Raw genomic sequence first — 16,351 nt, 5'->3', positions numbered from 1 at the left:
CGGGCGTCAGCTCGGGCTGAAGACCCGGTCCAGGTACGTCGCCACGCCGTCCTCGGTGTTCGCCGCCGTCACCTCGTCGGCGATCGCCAGGACGGCATGGTGCGCGTTGCCCACCGCCACCGCCCGTCCGGCCCAGGTCAGCATCGGTACGTCGTTCGGCATGTCACCGAAGGCCAGCACGTCCCGGGCGGACAGTCCCAGCCGGGAGCAGTACCAGGCCAGCCCGGCGGCCTTGGTCACCCCCGAGGCGGAGATCTCCACCAGCCCGGAGCGCGACGAGTGGGTGGCCTCGGCCAGCCCGGCCAGTGCCTCCGCCACCACGGAGGTGAACCGGTCCGGATCCTGTTCCCCGGCTCTGGCCAGCAGCTTCACCGCCGGGGCGGCGTGCAGTTCCTCCGGCGTCTCGACGGCCCGGATCACCGTCGGGTCGGCGTCCCAGTACAGCGGGAAGTGCGCCTCGTGCCGCATCTGACGGCTGTCCACCACCTCCACCGCGAGGCTCACCCCCGGCACCGCCGCCCGTAGCCGCCGGGCCACCTCGGCCAGCAGTTCCGGGGCGAGCGGGTCGGCGCGCAGCACCTCGTCGGCGGCCGGGTCGTAGACCACCGCCCCGTTCGCACAGATCGCCGGCAGCGGCGCGTGGAGCTGCTCGTACACCACCTGTAGCCAGCGGATCGGACGGCCGGTCACCAGCACGACCGGCGTGCCCTGGGTGCTGATCCGCTCCAGCACCCGCGCGGTGTACGGACTCAGCGTCCGGTCCGGGCCGAGCAGGGTGCCGTCGATGTCGGTGGCGACGAGCCGGGGGGTGGGCCGGATGGTGGCGAGGGGCGGGGTCGGGTCCATCACCCGGACAGTAGCCGGTCCAGGTACACCGCCACCCCGTCGTCGTCGTTGCGCAGGGTCACCTCGTCGGCGACGGCGCGCAGCGCCGGGTGGGCGTTGGCGACCGCCACCCGAGCCCAGCCGGCCCACTCGAACATCGGCAGGTCGTTGGGCATGTCCCCGAAGACCAGCACGTCGGCCGGGTCCACGCCGAGCGCCTCGGCCACCACGGTGAGGCCGGTCGACTTGTCCACTCCCGGCGGGCAGATCTCGACGAAGCCGAGCCCGGCCTGGGTGAGCGTGGCCACGTCGGCCGGCACGATGCCCCGCGCCACCTCCAGCAGCTCGTCCACGTGGTGGTCCTGCGTACGCGCGAACGCCTTGATCACGTCGTGGGTCAGGCACTCCGCACGGGTACGCGGCTCGAACAGGTCCTGGTAGGGCCAGCTGGGGTGGTAGTCGCCCCAGAGCGGCGCACTCGGGTCGTCCAGCGCCTCGACCATCACGGTCAGCGGGCCGACCGCCGCCTCCAGGTCGGCGACGATCTCGGCCAGCACCGGCCCGGAGAGCCGCTCGTCGCGGAGCACCACCGGTCCGTCCGGGTCGCTCTGGTCCACCACCCGGCCGCCGCCGGCCATCACCAGGTAGTCGGCGGCCCGGATGTCGTTGCGGGTCAGTTCGGTCAGTCTCGGCCCCCGACCGGTCGCGCCGACGACCGGAATGCCGGCGGCCCGGATCCGGTCGAGCACCCCGTGGGTGTACGCGGAGACCGTCTCGTCGCTGCGGACGAGCGTTCCGTCGAGGTCGGTGGCGATCATCTTCGGCAGTCCCGGGCGGGTCATCGCTCCTCCTTCGCCCGCCGCCGCCGCGCCACCCGAATGGTCGTCGGAGCCTCGCGGTGCGTGACGGCGGGCAGCCACCGTACCTCGCTGATCCGCTCGCGACCACGGCTTCCCGGCGAATCGACCACCAACCCCCGGTGTCGGTTCGGCCACCTGCGCCGAACGGGGACCGCCGTCAGCGGCCGGTGGGTGGCTCGGGACCGGCGAACGGGGCGGACGGCTCCACCGTCAGCCCCTCCGGCACGGGCGGGTGCTCCTCCACCGCCCGGCGTCGCCGCCTCGGCCACCACGGCCGGTCGGAACGCTCCGCCGTGGGCCCCGGCTCCGGCGTCGCCTGCTCCGGGGAACGGGCCGCCCCGTCCTGCGCCGCCGACCCGTGCTCCGGGGAGTCGGCCGCCTCGTCGCGCGCCGCCGACCCGTGCTCCGGGGACCGGGAGCCGTCCCCGGCCTCCTGGCCCGGCCCGCGGTCGGCCGATCCGCTCAGTCGTAGCGCCGAGCCGAGCAGCGCCACGGCCACGAACGCCATCACCAGTCCCCGCCCGTACTCGACCTGGAAGCCGCTGTCGGCGCTGTAGAAGAGGGACCGCCGGGTGGAGTCGTCGAGCGAGACGGCGGCGGCGACGAGGAGCGCGAGCAGCGCCACCGCGAGGCCCGAGCCGAGCACCCGGGCGTTGCGCCGGGCGTCGCGGGTGCCGCCGAGTGCGAGCGCCGCCGCGCCGGCCAGGCCGAGCAGCCCGACCAGGTAGGTGACCCCGAAGCCGCCCACCTCGGAGACCCCGCTGGGGACGCGGAGACGGCCACTGCCCTCCGGCCCGTTCTCCGGCAGCGTCATCACCAGCCACTCGCCCATCAGCGAGGCGAGCGCGGCGGCACCGCCCAACCCGACCAGGACGACGGGGAGCCGGGGGTCCCGGCCGAGCCCGGCCACCGTACGGGTGAGACGTTCCGGCGCGGGGTCGGGCGTGCCCCACTCCAGGACGGCCGGGCCGTCGGACCGGTTGCTCTGGCGGGGAATGGGGAGATCCTGGGACATCGGCCACCCTTCCGCGGTCGCGGGTCCGATCTGCACCGTTCGCGGGTCTGCGCCGAATCATGACACAACCGGCCCGGGACGGTCGGGAACACCGGGCCGCCGCCCGGCCGGCTGGACCGCCGGCGGTGACCTGCGCGCGGGCCGCGCGGTGGGAACGACCCGACCGGGTCACGGCGGACGCACCCGGTCGCCGGGCGGAGTCAGGTCGGATAGCGTCGGACCATGCCTATCCGAACCGCATCCGCACGCTGGCAGGGCAACCTGACCGAGGGCTCCGGCACGCTCCGCACCGGCCAGGGAGGGTACGAGGGGAACTACTCGTTCAAGTCCCGCTTCGAGGAGGGCGCGGGGACCAACCCGGAGGAGCTGGTCGGCGCGGCGCACGCCGCCTGCTTCTCGATGGCCCTCTCGAAGGCACTCGCCGACGCGGGTACTCCGGGCACCTCCGTGGAGACCACGGCCAAGGTGCACCTGGACAAGACCGACGCCGGCATGACGGTGACCCGGATCGACCTCGACACCACCGGGCAGGTGCCCGGCATCGACGAGGCGGGGTTCACCGCGCTGGCCGAGGAGGCCAAGCGGAACTGCCCGATCTCCCGGCTGCTCTCCCCGGGGGCCGAGATCAGCCTCACCGCCCGCCTGGCGTCCTGAGCCCCGGGTGTCGCCGCGGGACCGGGGCGGAGGCGTCGCCGCGTCCTGAGCCGCCGTCGAGCGGGGCGTCGCCGGGGCCGCCGACTACGGCAGAATGGGTGCCGTGCCGGTCGAGATGAGTCGCGAGCGCTTCGAGGAGCTGGTCGGCGACGCCCTCGACGAGGTGCCCGAGGAGCTGCTCAGCCTGATGAGCAACGTGGTGATCCTGGTCGAGGACGACCCACCCCCCGGTGACCCGGAGCTGCTCGGCCTCTACGAGGGGCACGCGTTGACCGAGCGCGGCTGGGACTACTCCGGGGTCCTGCCGGACCGGATCCTCATCTACCGACGGCCGATCCTGCGCATCTGCGACAGCGACGAGGACGTCGTCGACGAGGTCGCGGTGACCGTCGTGCACGAGATCGCCCACCACTTCGGCATCGACGACGACCGCCTGCACGAGCTGGGCTGGGGCTGACCGCCCACCGGCCGTCCGACCCGCCACCGCCGGCACGCCGGTTGCGGCGGTCACCTACCCTCCGAGCAGGCAACCCGGATTCAGGAGGAAGACCCATGCGCAGCGCGCTGTTCTCCGCGGAGAACCTCGAGAAGGAGTCCGCTCAGCCCGGCATGCGGCTGCAGAACTCCAAGATGTTGAAGATCGAGCTGAACGGCGAGGCGATGGCCCGCGTCGGCTCGATGGTCGCGTACCAGGGGCAGGTGCAGTTCCAGGCCCTCGGCTCCGGTGGCCTCGGCAAGTTCCTCAAGCAGAAGCTCACCGGTGAGGGCGTTCCGCTGATGAAGCTCACCGGCCGGGGTGACGTCTTCCTCGCCGACTTCGCCAAGGACGTACACATCATCGACCTCGAACCCGGCGACGCCCTGTCCATCAACGGTTCGAGCGTGCTGGCCTTCGACTCGTCCCTCCAGTACGACATCAAGATGGTCGGCGGCACCGGGATGGCCGCGTCCGGCCTGTTCAACTGCGTCTTCAGCGGCCACGGCCGGATCGCCATCACCACCAAGGGCACCCCGGTGGTGCTCAACGTCGACGCGCCGACCTACGTCGACCCGCAGGCCGCCGTCTGCTGGTCGGCGAGTCTCCAGACCGGCTACCACCGGGCGGAGCAGCTCGGCCTGGGCACCCTGCTCGGCCGGAGCACCGGCGAGGCGTTCACGATGAGCTTCGCCGGCCAGGGCTTCGTGGTGGTCCAGCCCTCCGAGGAGCCCCCTCTCCAGGGCAGCGGCACCCAGCAGCAGCAGGGCGGCCTTCTCGGCGGTCTGCTCAGCTGATCCACCTGCCCGCTGAGTGATCCACTGCCTGCAGGGGCCCCTTCCTCACGCATTTTGGTGAGCAGGGGGCCCCTGCAGGCATCTCAGCCGGGCAGCGGGCCGCGGATCAGGACTGGGTGCCGGCCCGGATGCGGGCCAGCCAGGCCGCCGCGTCGGCGTAGTCGCCGTCGGAGAGGCCGGCGGGGGCGGGGACCGGCCGGTCACCCGGCGCGTCGCTGAAGCGGTGCCGGGGGTACGACCCCAGGAAGCGGACGTCCGCGCAGACCCGGCGCAGCCCCTGCAACGCCTCCCCGAGCCGGACGTCGGCGACGTGGCCGGCGCAGTCCAGGAAGAAGACGTACCGCCCGAGCGCCTCACCGGTCGGGCGGGACTCGATCCGGGTCAGGTTCACCCCGCGTACCGCCAGCTCCATCAGCACCGACAGGAGTGCCCCGACCCGGTCGTGGGCGATGTAGACGGCCAGCGAGGTGAGGTCGTCGCCGGTCGGCGGGGGCGGCGGGCCCGGCCGGGAGACCAGCGCGAACCGGGTCACCGCGTCCGGGTGGTCGGCGATCTTGTCGGCGAGCACCGCCAGTCGGTGCCGGGCGGCGCCGATCGGGGCGCAGACCGCCGCGTCGTACTCGCCGGCGGCGGCCCCGCCGGCAGCGGCCCCGTTGGAGAGGACGTCCACCACCACCGCGTCCGGCAGGTGGCCCCGCAGCCAGTTCCGGCACTGCGTGGATGCCTGTGGATGGGCCGCCACGGTACGGACGTCGGCGAGGATGGTGCCGGGGCGGGCCCCGAGGACGAACTCCACCGGCAGGACCACCTCGCGGGTGATCACCAGCGGCTCCCCCTCGGCCATCTCGTCGAGCGTCACGCCGACCGCGCCGCCGATCGAGTTCTCCAGGGGCACCAGGGCGGCGTCCGCCTCCCCCGCCCGTACGCCGTCCAGCGCCTCGCCGACGCTGCGCGCGGGCGTACGGGTGCCGCGCTCGGCGGCGGGGACGGTGCGCAGCGCCTGCTCGGCGAAGGTGCCCTCGGGGCCGAGGTAGACGAAACGGGTCGGCGGTGTTCCCGGCATGCCGACCAGCCTACGCACCCGGTAGGCCGCCCGTGCCGTCACAGGCCAGCGTCCGGATGCCGGTCGGTGCGGCAGTCCGCACCTCGATCGTGCAGACGTCCGTGCCGGCGGTGACCAGCCGGAGCGCACCCGGTCGCCCCTGGCTGACCACGGTCAGATCCTCGTACCCGGAGACCGCGAGCACCGTGTACTGCCAGTCGTCCGCGCAGAGCGGTGCGCTGCGCACCCGGACCCCGGTGTCGCCGGGCAGCACCCCGGCCGAGCCGCGCACCAGCCGCAGGACCTGCTCACCGGAGGGGCCGTTGCGACAGGCGACGGCGACCGCGCCGGAGGAGCCGGGGGTGGACGGCAGGACCGTCGGCGGCGGGAGCGGAAGACCGGCGGGTGGGGTGGGGGAGGCGGTGGCGGGCGGGACAGCGGTGGCGGTGGGCGTCGGCCGCCCGGCCGACTGCTGCTCCAGCTCCGGTGGAGCCCCGCACCCGCCGAGGACGACGGTCAGCAGGCTGAACGCCAGCATCCGGGAGAAGGTGGTGGGCACGAACCGGTCCTTGACATAGGTGGATGTCGTTGCGACGGGGTCGTGCCCATGGTAGGGCGCGACGGGCCCGGGGTGAAGTCAGTCGGCGACCCGGTGCCCAGCCTCGCGCAGGGCGGCCGTCGCCTCGACCAGGCGTACCGCCGGCACCAGAAGGTGGTCGGTGTCGTAGGTGGAGAATGCCACCGCGTCGACTCTGGCCTCGGCGAGCGGACCGACCAGTGCGGCGAGCATCCCGGTCACCACCGAGCCCAGCGGGCCGACGACGCGCAGGCACCGCCAGGCCGTCTCCACGGGAAGGCCGCCGGGCAGCCGGTCCATCGGGCAGATCACGGAGACACCGTCGGCGGCCCAGCTCACCGAGACGACCTGCCCGGTGCCGAGGTCGCTCCAGAGCCCGGGTGAAAGGGCGGCACCGGCGGCCAGCCGGCACACAGCGTACTCGCCCGGCAGCAGAGCGATATCCAGCATGAGGGAACCTTACGGCGTCGAGGAGGCCCCGGTACACGCCTGTTGCCGCGTCGGGCGGAGTTCAGACCTCGGAGAAGAAGGTGAGCGAGCCGGCGACGACGCCGTCGGCGAGCACCGGCGTGGAGATGGCGTCGACGGTGGCGTCCGACGCGTCCGCGCAGGCGGCCTGCACCCGGAGCAGGCCACGGGCGAGTCGACCGGAGGAGAGGGCCAGCAGCGGGGGGATCTTGTCGACCTCCTGCTCGGTCAGCTCGCACCGGTTGGCGGTGAAGTCGAGCAGACGCAATCCGCCGTCGAGCAACGGCAGGCCGATCAGCTCGTCCGGCGTGCCCAGGCAGAGCAGTTCACAGCCGGACGCCGACACGGCGGCGACCTTGGTCTCCACGTCGATCAGCAGGCAGGGTTCCAGTGCGCGGGAGACCGTGGCGGACCATTGCTCGAAGTTGCCGAACCCGTGCTCTGTCGGGGTTCGCGCCGCCGGCACGAACACGTCCGAAAGCGAGAGTTCGACGTGGGCCACCGAGCCTCCTCTGTGCACCGCCGGGCTGTCCATGTTGGCTGGCCACCCGCTCACCGGCGACCCGCGGAAGCCACCGGACCGCAGGTGGGAAGGGGTGCCCGCCAGCGGATGACCGGCGACGGCGCGGACGGGTGGTGGACCCCGGCCGCGTAGCGTCGCCGGTGACGTTACCGGTGGTTCGCCCGCTTGTCAGCGGCCATTCGGCTCTCCTCGTACCACCGGTAGTCGGCAGTTGGACGGTACGTGCCGTTGGTCCAGGTCCCTGGATGCTGGGCGACCTGCGCGAGTTTCTCCGCGGTGGCCGGGCTGATCCGCGCGCCACCGGCGATGAGCAACCGGTCGAGTTCGCGGTGGGTGGCCATGAGGATGTCCTTCGGCAGGCCGTAGACGCTGATGTCACCGGACCCGACGAAGGCCAGCACCGGCGTCACCGGGATGGTCTTGCCGACGGCCTTGGTGAGCGCCTTGCTGGCCCGCTTGGCGTCCCGGCGGGCCTCCGCCACGTACGGCGGGCGCTTGCCGTTGATCTGGACGACGTCACCGGCGACGAGCACGCGGGTGCGGCCGTGGTCGACGATGCTGATCGCGAACAGCCCGCTGGGGCCGATGGCGAGGAACCCGGCACGGTCGTCCTGGACCGGGTCGAGCAGTGTGTCCGCCAGGTCCGCCCGCGGCCACTCGATCACGTGCCAGGCCGGCCCGAGGGTGTCGAGCTGGCCGAGCGCGCGGGCCCCGGCGGCCTCCAGCCGACGGGCACCCCGTTCCGCGCGGCGACGACGTGCCCACCCGAACGGCGACGGCCGAACCGGGGCGGGGAGGCCGGAAGCCTCGATGTGGGACGGTGGAGCCCCCATGGGCGGCAGTGCCCGGGTGGTGGGTACGGCTCGACGTGCGGGAAAGACAGACATCGCGACCTCCGGCAAAAGGTCCCTCGAAGTTATGTCCTCACTACCCTACGTGGCTAGACCGGTGTGTCGGCAAGTCGAAGCACCGGAGTGAGTGTGGATGAATGCCACATTCATGCCCATCTCTTTTCCCGGATGCCGTCAACCACTGGCCTAGGCTGCGTGGGTGACCCACTACGTGGACAGTGAGGTCGGCCGGCTCCGCACCGTGCTCCTGCACCGGCCCGGCCCCGAACTCGCGCGACTCACCCCCCGCAACAACGACTCACTTCTGTTCGACGCTATCCCATGGGTGGGTAGGGCACAGGAGGAGCATGACGCCTTCGCCGCCGCCCTGCGCGAGCGCGGGGTGGAGGTGCTGTACCTCGCCACCCTACTGGCCGAGACGCTGGCGGTCGCGGACGCCCGCGCGGAGCTGACCGACCAGGTACTGGGCGACCGGCGTCTCGGCGAGACGTTGCGTCGACGGGTCGCCGACCACCTCGCGTATCTCGACCCGGCCGCCCTCGCCGACGTGTTCGTCGCCGGCCTCGCCCACGAGGAACTGCGGACCAGTTGGGACCGTCCCGGCGGGCTGGTCTACACGCTGATGGACCGGCACGACTTCGTCATCGACCCGCTGCCGAACCTGCTCTTCAGCCGGGACTCGTCACTGTGGATCCGGGACCGGGTCGGGGTGACCAGTCTGGCCATGCCGGCCCGGCGCCGGGAGACCTCGCTCACCGCCGCGATCTACCGGCACCATCCCCGCTTCGCCGACTCCCGGTTCCTCTACGAACCGGGCCTGGAGCACCTCGAGGGCGGGGACGTGCTCCTGCTCGCGCCCGGCGTGCTGGCGGTGGGGGTGGGCGAGCGGACCACGCCCGCCGGCGCGGAGCGCCTCGCCCGGCGGGTCCTCGCCGCCGGACTGGCCCACACCATCCTGGTGGTGCCGATCGCGCAGGAGCGGGCCACCATGCACCTGGACACCGTCTGCACCATGGTCGACGTGGACGCCGTGCTGATGTACCCGAACGTCGCCCACACGCTGTCGGCGTACACGGTGGTGGCGGGCCCGGACGGCGAGCCGCAGGTCGACGGACCGGCCCCGTTCCTGCGCGCGGCGGCCGACGCGATGGACCTCGACGCGCTCCGGGTGATCGACACCGGGTTGGACCCGGTGACCGCCGAGCGCGAACAGTGGGACGACGGCAACAACACGCTCGCCCTGGCTCCCCGGCTCTGCGTCGGCTACGAACGCAACGTCGAGACCAACGCCCAGCTCGAACGGGCCGGCATCGAGGTGATCCCGATCGCCGGGTCCGAGTTGGGCTCCGGCCGGGGCGGCCCACGCTGCATGTCCTGCCCGCTGGTCCGCGACCCGCTGCTCGCCTGAGGTGCCTGCAGGGGCCCCCTGCTCACCAAAAAGCGCGAGGAGGGGTCCCCTGCAGACACCGGGGAGGGCTCAGCTCAGCCTGTGCACGCGGGAGGGCTCAGCTCGGCCCCGTGAACACCTGGGCCGGCTCAGCGGAGCGTCAGCTGCCTGCCGAGCAGGCCCTGCCGAGCCCGGCGGCCCGCCGCGTCGAGCGGCGTCCGGTCGGCGAGCGCCTCGGCGTACCGCTTGGCGAACTGCGCCAGCGGCTCCTCCCACTCGGCGGCGGGCGGTGCCGCGGGCAGGTCCCAGACCGGCACCAGCCGACCGTGGGCCCGGAACATGCCGGCGAAGCGGGTCTGCTCGCCCAGGGTCAACGTGCCGGCGGCGCCGAGGCGCGCCAGCGTGTCCAGCGCGGCGTCCTCGTCGTCCGGGAGGACCCAGCGCACGTGCGCCTTCTCCGGCACCTGGCACCAGTACGCGGCGCGGGCGGCGGAGAGCTTGACGGTCGGGTAGACCGCCGCGTTGGCGCGCTCCAACGACGCCTGCACGTTCGGGTCGTCGCTCGCGCCCGGGTCCAGCCAGAACTCGAACCCGTCGTGCATGGTGACCTCCAGCGGCCCGTCGACCAGCACGTCCTGGAGGCGGGGACCCGGACCGGGCAGCGGCGGCACCGGGACAGACCGGCCCGGCTCGGTACGCAGTGCGCAGAGCAGCGCCTCCGCCAGGTCGCGGGAGACGTCACCGGACTGGAGGTGCCGCTGGAGCCCGATGAAGATCCGCCCGTCCGGCTTGGTCATGGCCGGGGTGGCCATCGGCAGCACCGTCGCCAGGGTCACCGGGCGGTCGCCGTACTCCTCGACCAGCGCGGGCGTCAGACGCAGCGGCGCGGACGCGGCCGGCACCAGCTCGCGTAGGGCGATCCACTCCGCCTCGTCGGTGAGTCCCTCGAAGGGGCGGGGAACGAAGATGTCCCGCACCTTCTCCCGCTTCGGGGTGTCTTCGGCGGGCCGCTGGTTCTTTCGACGCTTGCTCACGGCGAGACAGCCTAAGGGCCGGGCGGTACGGATGTGGGGCGCGGTGCGTCGGACAGCCCGTCGGCGCGTCCCGGTCACCCGCCGGAGGTCAGCCGGCGGCCACCAGATCGGGCCGGTTCACCTCGGCCGGGTCGAAGTCGGCCCAGACGCTCTGCCCGAGACCGTCGCGGTCGACACCCCACCGGCTCGCCAGACCGGCGACGATGTGCAGTCCGCGCCCGTCGGCCGCGTCCAGTCCTGCGGTCCGCATCCGGGGCGGTGACGCCGCCCCGCCGTCGGTCACCCGGATCCGGACGTGCTGCCCGTCGCCCTCGGCGCGCAACCGCCAGGCCACCCGGACCACTCCGCCGGGGAGCGGTTCGGCGTGCCGGACCGCGTTGCCGACCAGTTCGGCGAGGACCGCGACCAGATCGGCCAGCAGGGGCGGTGGCACCTCGTCGGAGAGCACCGCAGCCAGCCGGTGCCGGGCCAGGCGCGCCCCACTCGCGTGGTGGGGCACCACCACGCACCAGGACCGCTCCGCCGACCTCGCCGACACGCCCGTGCCTCCTCGTCGCGTACCTCGCGCCGGTGGGATCTCACCCGCGCGGCAGCCGCACCTCTGCGACCGTACCTCCCTGTGTCCCTGGCCGTAGTGATACCCACCCGTTCCGACGTTCCACGAGCCGGCGGACGAGATAGAGGCCGAGCCCCGCGCCGGGATAGCGCCGCCGGTCCCCCGACTCGCCCTGCCAGAACCGCTCGAAGGCCCGTTCCACGTGCTCCGGCCGGATGCCGACGCCCCGGTCGCTGACCCGGAACGCGACGGTCTGTTCGTCGGCGTCGGCGCTGATCGCGATCGGGGAGCCGGGCGGGGAGTACTTGTCGGCGTTGGTGGTCAACTCGGTCAGGACAGTCGCCAGGTCGGCCCGGTCGCCGAGCGCCGGGGGCAGGCTGGCGGGCAGGTCGAGGACGATCCGTTGCCGCAGCTCGGCGGGGAGGTCGGTGACCGCCGAGCGGAGCGCCTCGACGAGGTCGATCGGGGTGGGCGGGGTGTCCGCGCCCGTCCCGAGGTCGGTGGCGGAGGAGAGCAGCCGGTCGAGCAGGCGGGCCAGCTCGTTGGCCCGCTGGCCGATCACCCGGGCCGCCTTGCGGCGGTCCGCGTCGGTCAGGGAGTCCCAGTGGTCGGTGAGGGTGTTCGCGTACCCCTTGATGACGGTGACCGGGGTGCGCAGCTCGTGGCTGGTCACCGCGACGAAGAGGTCCCGCTCCTGGTCGCGGCGTTGCTGGTCGGTGATGTCGCGGAAGGTCACCACCCGCAGGGAGCCCGGTCCGGGCAGCTCACCGGAGGCGACGCGCAGCCAGCGCCCGTCCGGCAGCCGGTGGTCGAGCACCTGCCCGGGCGGCGGCAACGGGAACGGCAACGGCTGGTCGAGTGCCTGCCCGGTGCTGCGGCCGGTCACCTCGGCGGCGGCCGGGTTCCACAGCCGGACGTAGCCTTCCCCGTCCACGACGGCCAGGCCGTCGGCGAGCGCCGCCACCACCGGCCCGTCGCCGTGCACCGGCAGCCCGGTCTGGTCGCCGTACATGTGCGCGATGCAGGAGGCGAGGTAGCCGACCACCGCGCTCTCGCCGGTGGCCTCCCCGTCCACGGTGGGGTGCAGGGCGTGCAGACTGCCGACCGGCCGGCCGCCGATCTCGGCCCGCGCCGCGACCAGCCAGCAGAGCCCCCGCCGGGTCAGCTCCTCGGCCAGGTTGCCGGTGAAGCGGTCGACCCGGACCCGCTGCACCCGGGGACCGTGCATCAGGCAGGCGGTGGCCGGATCGGAGGGGGGCAGCGGCCGACCGACCGCCCACTCGGCGGCGCCGGTCGCCGCGATCACCCGTCCGCCGTTCGGGGTGAACTCCACGAACGCCATCCCCGTCGCCCCGAGGGCGGGCTGGGCCACCCGGAGCAGCTGGGTGAGGACGGGCAGCCCGGTGTCACCCGAGTTGATCCTCTCGACCACGACGGTGTGGCCGGCGATGAGAGCGGCGTAGTCGGGTCGCTCCGGCATGCCCCAGAGTGTGCCTTCCCGATCGGGTTCCCGACACCCCAGACCTGATCCGGCCCCGCCCCCCGTCCCCGCCGGGCCGCGCGGCGTGGCCCTGCCCTGCGGGCCGATCCCGCCGTCCGGCTCAGCCACGCCGGGCCAGGGCCAGAGCCGGTCGATCGGTGATGATGCCGTCCACCCCGGCGGCGAGGACCAGGTCGACGTCGTCCGGCTCGTTGACCGTCCAGACGTACACCTGGTGACCGGCGGCCCGCAGCGTCGGGACGAGCCATGGCCGGGACCGGACCAGCGCGATGCCCGGCCCGGCGATCCGGGCCCCGAAGGGCAGCCGCCCCAGCCGTAGCCACCCGGGCAGCGTGTCCAGCAGCAGCACGGTCGGCAGCGTCGGGGCCAGTTCCCGGGTACGCCGCACGGCCAGCGGCGAGAACGACATCACGGTGACCCGTACGGGGTCGTCCGGTCCCGGCTCGGTGAGGCCGTACCGGCGCAGCAGCTCGACCAGCCGTCGTTCCACGTTCCCGCCGTACCGGGTGGGGTGCTTGGTCTCGATCAGCAACCGCACCGGTCGGCCGGCCCCGTGTACCGCGTCGAGCAACCGCTCCAGCGTGAGCAGCCGGGTACGCGCGGGGTCGACCGGCTCGTCGGCGTCGGGCCCGCAGCCCGGGTGCCACGAGCCGAAGTCCAGCGCCTCCAACTCGGCGAGGGTACGTGCACTGACCTTGCCCCGCCCGTTGCTCGTCCGGTCCAGCCGGCGGTCGTGCACGCAGACGAGGTGTCCGTCCCGGGTCAGCCGGACGTCGCACTCCAACCCGTCCGCGCCCTCCTCCAGCGCCCGCAGGTACGCCGCGAGCGTGTGCTCGGGCAGGGCGGCGGAGGAGCCGCGGTGGGCGAAGACCAGTGGCCCACTCATCGCCGTCGGCCTAGACGACCTGACCCGGTGCTCCGCTGTCGGTGGTGACCGGGCGCCCGGCGGCGGCCCACTGCTGCATCCCACCCTCGACGTTGCGGACCCGGTTCCACCCGTTCTGCACCAGGTGCGCGACGACGTGGCCCGAGCGACCGCCGGACCGGCAGATCACCGCGACGTCGACGTCGGTGGGCACCTCGGCGAGCCGGGCGGGCAGTTCCATCATGGGCAGGTGGTGCGCGCCGGGGGCGTGCCCCGCCGCCCACTCGCCGTCCTCCCGTACGTCCAGCAGGTAGGTGGAGTCGGTGATCTCGTTCACGGTCACGGTGGGAATCTCGGGTCCGAACACGGGTACCAAGGTTAGACCCCCGAACCGGTTCAGAGTGGGCTCACCCACCGTGGATTCGCGGCGGCCCAGCGCGGCATCCGCGCGCCACGCACGGCCTCGAAGAGTTCGTTGCCGCCGTCGTCCAGGACGACGTACGACACCTGGCCGATGAGCTGCGGCGACGAGGGCACCCGGATGCCGAGGAGCGCGTCGGCGGGGAGCGCGCGCAGCGCGAGGACCAGATCCTCCAGGGGTACGCCGTTGGTGTCCACGGTCAACGAGTCGCCCACCGCGCGGATCAGCTCGTCCAGCTTGAGCGGGTCGCCCAGCAGGTCGGTCTGGCCGGCGCGGTCGAGCATCGCCCGGAGTAGTTGCTGCTGGTGCCGCTGCCGGTCGTAGTCGCCGTCGGGCAGGTCGTACCGCTGCCGGACGTAGTCCAGCGCGGCGGCCCCGTCCATCTGCCGGCAGCCGGGGGCGAAGACGGTGCCGGTGTGCACCGACCGGACCTCGGTGTCGACACACATCCGGACGCCGCCGAGCAGGTCGACGACCCGACGGAGTCCGGTGAAGTCGACCACGGCGGCACCGTCGAACTCCAGCCCGGTCAGCCGGTGCAGGGTGGCCGAGAGCAGCTGGGCGCCGCCGTCACCCCCGCCGCCGAGGTCGTACGCCGCATTGATCTTGTCCTGGCCGCCGCCGTACCCGTTGGGGGCCGGCGGGATGGCGACCAGCAGGTCGCGGGGGACGGAGATCAGGTATGCCCGGCGCAGCCCGGCGGGCAGGTGCACGATCAGGATGGTGTCCGAGCGCTGGTCGGCGTCGGCGGTGCCCCGGAACCGGTCGGAGCCGACGAGCAGGTAGTTGAGCGGCCCCTCCGGATCGGTCCGGTTCCGGCGTGCGTCGTCGTCGAGCAGGTGTCCCCGGGCCACCGCGCGGTCGTACCGCTCGGTGAGGACCCGTACCCCCGCCACTGCGGCCACCGCCACCAGGGCGAGGGCGAGACCGACACCGACCAGGGCCCGGGCCCAGCGTGGCGTGCCGCTGCCCACCGGCCCCGACCCGGTCCGCGCTGACCTGGACGTGACGCCTCCCCCGTAGCCTGAGACGAGCCCTGCTCACCTCAGGTTACGAGTCCGTTTCGCGTTACGGGCGCCATTCGCCCGATCCGCCGGATCTGGCCCCGGCCGCCGGATCCCGGTCGGGCCTACTTCCGGGTGGAGAGGACGCTCGGGTTGGCGAAGACGAACTCGGCGAGTCGGTCCTCCTTGACCGCCTTGAACATGTCCATGGTCAGCGGGCTGAGCGCCTCGCGGCCGTGCTCGTTGACGTGGAAGGTGCCGTTGTTCGTCCGCAGCATGGTCAGCTCGTTGTCGGTGACCCCGCGCATGGTGAAGACCAGGTCCGCGACGTCGGCCCGGCCGGTGTCCAGGATCAGCGTGTCCCCGGCGGCGTCCATCAGCTTCTTCAGCTTGAGCGGGTTGGCCATCACCCCGTCGCTGACCGCCTTCTTCGCCATCGCCTTGATCAGCTGCTGCTGGTTCTGCTGGCGGTCGTAGTCGCCGTTCTTCAGGCTCTTCCGTTGGCGGGAGTAGTCCAGGGCCTCCCAGCCCTCCATCTCCCGGCAGCCCTTCTTGTGCACCACCGGGGTCCGCTCCTTGCCGGTCTTCTTGGCGTCGGCGTTCCACATCGGCTTGCCGTCGACGTACGACATGTGGATCGACTTGACCTCCTGGCTGACGCAGATGTGCACGCTGCCCAAGGCGTCGATCACCTTCTTGAACCCGCCGAAGTTGATGATCGCAGCGCCGTCGAAGCTCACCCCGGTCATCTCCTTGATCGTCTGCGCCATCAACTGGGCACCGCCGGCCCAGCCGCCGCCGTTGCGCGCCCCGTAATGGAACGCCGCGTTGATCAAGGTGGTTTCGCCGGGGAAGCCGGTCTTCTTGAAGGCCGGGATGTGCACCTCGGTGTCCCGGGGGATCGAGATCAGGTACGCCTGGTCGTGGGTCGCCGGGATGTGCAGGATGATGATGCTGTCCGCCCGGACGTCGTCGGCCGCCCAGCTTGCCCGGGCGTCCACGCCGAGCAGCAGCATGTCGATCGGGCCCTCGAGGGTGTCACCACCCTCGGCGTCGCTCTTGCCCGCATCACCGAGCAGGTTCTGCTGGGAGATGTTCCCGGTGGCCTGGCCGATGATCGCCTTGCTGCCCACGATCGCGGCACCACTGGTCATCATCAGCACCGCGCCGACGACCACGGTGATCCGGGCCCAGAGCGGGTCCTTGCGTCGCTTCCGCTTTGGGGGTGCGTCCGTACCACGACCGCCGCCCCGGCGGGGCGGCGGAACGACGGAGGCGGAAGCCCGGCCCGCGGGGAGGGGTTCCCGCGATGGAGGGCGACGGCGGGTCTGAACCGGCATGCGTGCTCCAGTCCGCGATATCGGGGGCGGGACCACTTTACGGATCCGCCCCCGATATGGCGAGTTCATCCCGCCGATATGTACGGTCCATCCGCCCGCACCGCGGATTGCTGTCCGAACGGCTGATCCATTGCAGCCGATCGGCGGTCGGAGCGC

19 protein-coding genes are annotated in these 16,351 nt (G+C 72.9%); 4 read left to right on the top strand and 15 right to left on the bottom strand.

Features of this window, described 5'->3' with window-relative positions; all coding sequences use genetic code 11:
* Positions 1-6: 6 nt before the first annotated feature.
* The 3 genes from IGA62_RS12750 to IGA62_RS12740 form a co-directional block, all read right to left on the bottom strand.
* On the bottom strand, positions 7-846 hold the full coding sequence (locus tag IGA62_RS12750; protein ID WP_232624992.1) for an HAD family hydrolase: 840 nt from the start codon (positions 844-846) through the stop codon (positions 7-9).
* The gene (locus tag IGA62_RS12745) at positions 846-1,667 is read right to left on the bottom strand and encodes an HAD family hydrolase (protein ID WP_145821396.1); all 822 of its coding nucleotides are present in this window, start codon (positions 1,665-1,667) and stop codon (positions 846-848) included. The genes IGA62_RS12750 and IGA62_RS12745 overlap by 1 nt, the downstream gene beginning before the upstream one ends.
* 175 nt (positions 1,668-1,842) lie before the next feature.
* On the bottom strand, positions 1,843-2,700 hold the full coding sequence (locus IGA62_RS12740) for a hypothetical protein (protein WP_145821398.1): 858 nt from the start codon (positions 2,698-2,700) through the stop codon (positions 1,843-1,845).
* A 222-nt stretch (positions 2,701-2,922) separates the two neighbouring features.
* Here IGA62_RS12740 and IGA62_RS12735 point away from each other — a divergent pair, with 222 nt between their 5' ends.
* The 3 genes from IGA62_RS12735 (at position 2,923) to IGA62_RS12725 (ending at position 4,626) form a co-directional block, all read left to right on the top strand.
* Positions 2,923-3,354 carry an OsmC family protein gene (locus IGA62_RS12735; protein WP_091453849.1) on the top strand — a complete coding sequence of 144 codons (432 nt, stop codon included), beginning with the start codon at positions 2,923-2,925 and terminating at the stop codon, positions 3,352-3,354.
* A 94-nt stretch (positions 3,355-3,448) separates the two neighbouring features.
* On the top strand, positions 3,449-3,811 hold the full coding sequence (locus tag IGA62_RS12730; protein WP_176737798.1) for a metallopeptidase family protein: 363 nt from the start codon (positions 3,449-3,451) through the stop codon (positions 3,809-3,811).
* Between the two features lie 95 nt (positions 3,812-3,906).
* Positions 3,907-4,626 carry an AIM24 family protein gene (locus tag IGA62_RS12725; protein WP_145821401.1) on the top strand — a complete coding sequence of 240 codons (720 nt, stop codon included), beginning with the start codon at positions 3,907-3,909 and terminating at the stop codon, positions 4,624-4,626.
* Between the two features lie 106 nt (positions 4,627-4,732).
* Here IGA62_RS12725 and pheA read toward each other — a convergent pair whose 3' ends face one another.
* From pheA to IGA62_RS12700, 5 genes are all read right to left on the bottom strand, one after another.
* Entirely contained in the window at positions 4,733-5,689 is a 957-nt protein-coding gene (gene pheA, locus IGA62_RS12720) for a prephenate dehydratase (protein WP_145821403.1), read from the bottom strand.
* 10 nt (positions 5,690-5,699) lie between these two features.
* Positions 5,700-6,206, bottom strand: a complete 507-nt coding sequence (locus IGA62_RS12715) for a hypothetical protein (protein WP_186500369.1) — start codon at positions 6,204-6,206, stop codon at positions 5,700-5,702.
* 99 nt (positions 6,207-6,305) lie between these two features.
* Positions 6,306-6,695 (bottom strand): ACT domain-containing protein, encoded by a 390-nt coding sequence (locus IGA62_RS12710; RefSeq protein WP_145821405.1) that lies wholly within the window; start codon positions 6,693-6,695, stop codon positions 6,306-6,308.
* A 61-nt stretch (positions 6,696-6,756) separates the two neighbouring features.
* Positions 6,757-7,215, bottom strand: coding sequence for a hypothetical protein (locus tag IGA62_RS12705; RefSeq protein ID WP_145821407.1), 459 nt, complete (start codon positions 7,213-7,215; stop codon positions 6,757-6,759).
* A 167-nt stretch (positions 7,216-7,382) separates the two neighbouring features.
* Positions 7,383-8,123 carry a hypothetical protein gene (locus tag IGA62_RS12700; RefSeq protein ID WP_145821409.1) on the bottom strand — a complete coding sequence of 247 codons (741 nt, stop codon included), beginning with the start codon at positions 8,121-8,123 and terminating at the stop codon, positions 7,383-7,385.
* A gap of 163 nt (positions 8,124-8,286) precedes the next feature.
* Between IGA62_RS12700 and IGA62_RS12695 the strand changes: the two genes are divergently transcribed.
* Positions 8,287-9,495 (top strand): arginine deiminase, encoded by a 1,209-nt coding sequence (locus IGA62_RS12695; RefSeq protein ID WP_145821410.1) that lies wholly within the window; start codon positions 8,287-8,289, stop codon positions 9,493-9,495.
* Between the two features lie 128 nt (positions 9,496-9,623).
* Here the strand turns inward: IGA62_RS12695 and IGA62_RS12690 are convergent, their stop codons facing one another.
* From IGA62_RS12690 to IGA62_RS12660, 7 genes are all read right to left on the bottom strand, one after another.
* A complete protein-coding gene (locus IGA62_RS12690; RefSeq protein ID WP_145821412.1) occupies positions 9,624-10,508 on the bottom strand; it encodes a DUF5926 family protein in 885 nt (294 codons plus the stop codon).
* Positions 10,509-10,596: 88 nt separating this feature from the next.
* Positions 10,597-11,013 (bottom strand): ATP-binding protein, encoded by a 417-nt coding sequence (locus tag IGA62_RS12685; protein ID WP_186500370.1) that lies wholly within the window; start codon positions 11,011-11,013, stop codon positions 10,597-10,599.
* Between the two features lie 73 nt (positions 11,014-11,086).
* Positions 11,087-12,544 (bottom strand): sensor histidine kinase, encoded by a 1,458-nt coding sequence (locus tag IGA62_RS12680; RefSeq protein ID WP_145821416.1) that lies wholly within the window; start codon positions 12,542-12,544, stop codon positions 11,087-11,089.
* A 121-nt stretch (positions 12,545-12,665) separates the two neighbouring features.
* Positions 12,666-13,451 (bottom strand): glycerophosphodiester phosphodiesterase, encoded by a 786-nt coding sequence (locus IGA62_RS12675; protein WP_145821418.1) that lies wholly within the window; start codon positions 13,449-13,451, stop codon positions 12,666-12,668.
* A 10-nt stretch (positions 13,452-13,461) separates the two neighbouring features.
* The gene (locus tag IGA62_RS12670; protein WP_145821420.1) at positions 13,462-13,797 is read right to left on the bottom strand and encodes a rhodanese-like domain-containing protein; all 336 of its coding nucleotides are present in this window, start codon (positions 13,795-13,797) and stop codon (positions 13,462-13,464) included.
* A 29-nt stretch (positions 13,798-13,826) separates the two neighbouring features.
* Entirely contained in the window at positions 13,827-14,825 is a 999-nt protein-coding gene (locus IGA62_RS12665; protein ID WP_377464671.1) for an LCP family protein, read from the bottom strand.
* 155 nt (positions 14,826-14,980) lie between these two features.
* Positions 14,981-16,033, bottom strand: coding sequence for an LCP family protein (locus tag IGA62_RS12660; RefSeq protein WP_456299364.1), 1,053 nt, complete (start codon positions 16,031-16,033; stop codon positions 14,981-14,983).
* Between the last annotated feature and the right edge of the window lie 318 nt (positions 16,034-16,351).

The organism is Micromonospora sagamiensis, assembly GCF_014680085.1.
Lineage (GTDB): Bacteria > Actinomycetota > Actinomycetes > Mycobacteriales > Micromonosporaceae > Micromonospora > Micromonospora inyonensis.
Note: the sequence above shows the minus strand (reverse complement) of the source record. Positions and strands in the feature narration are given on the sequence as shown.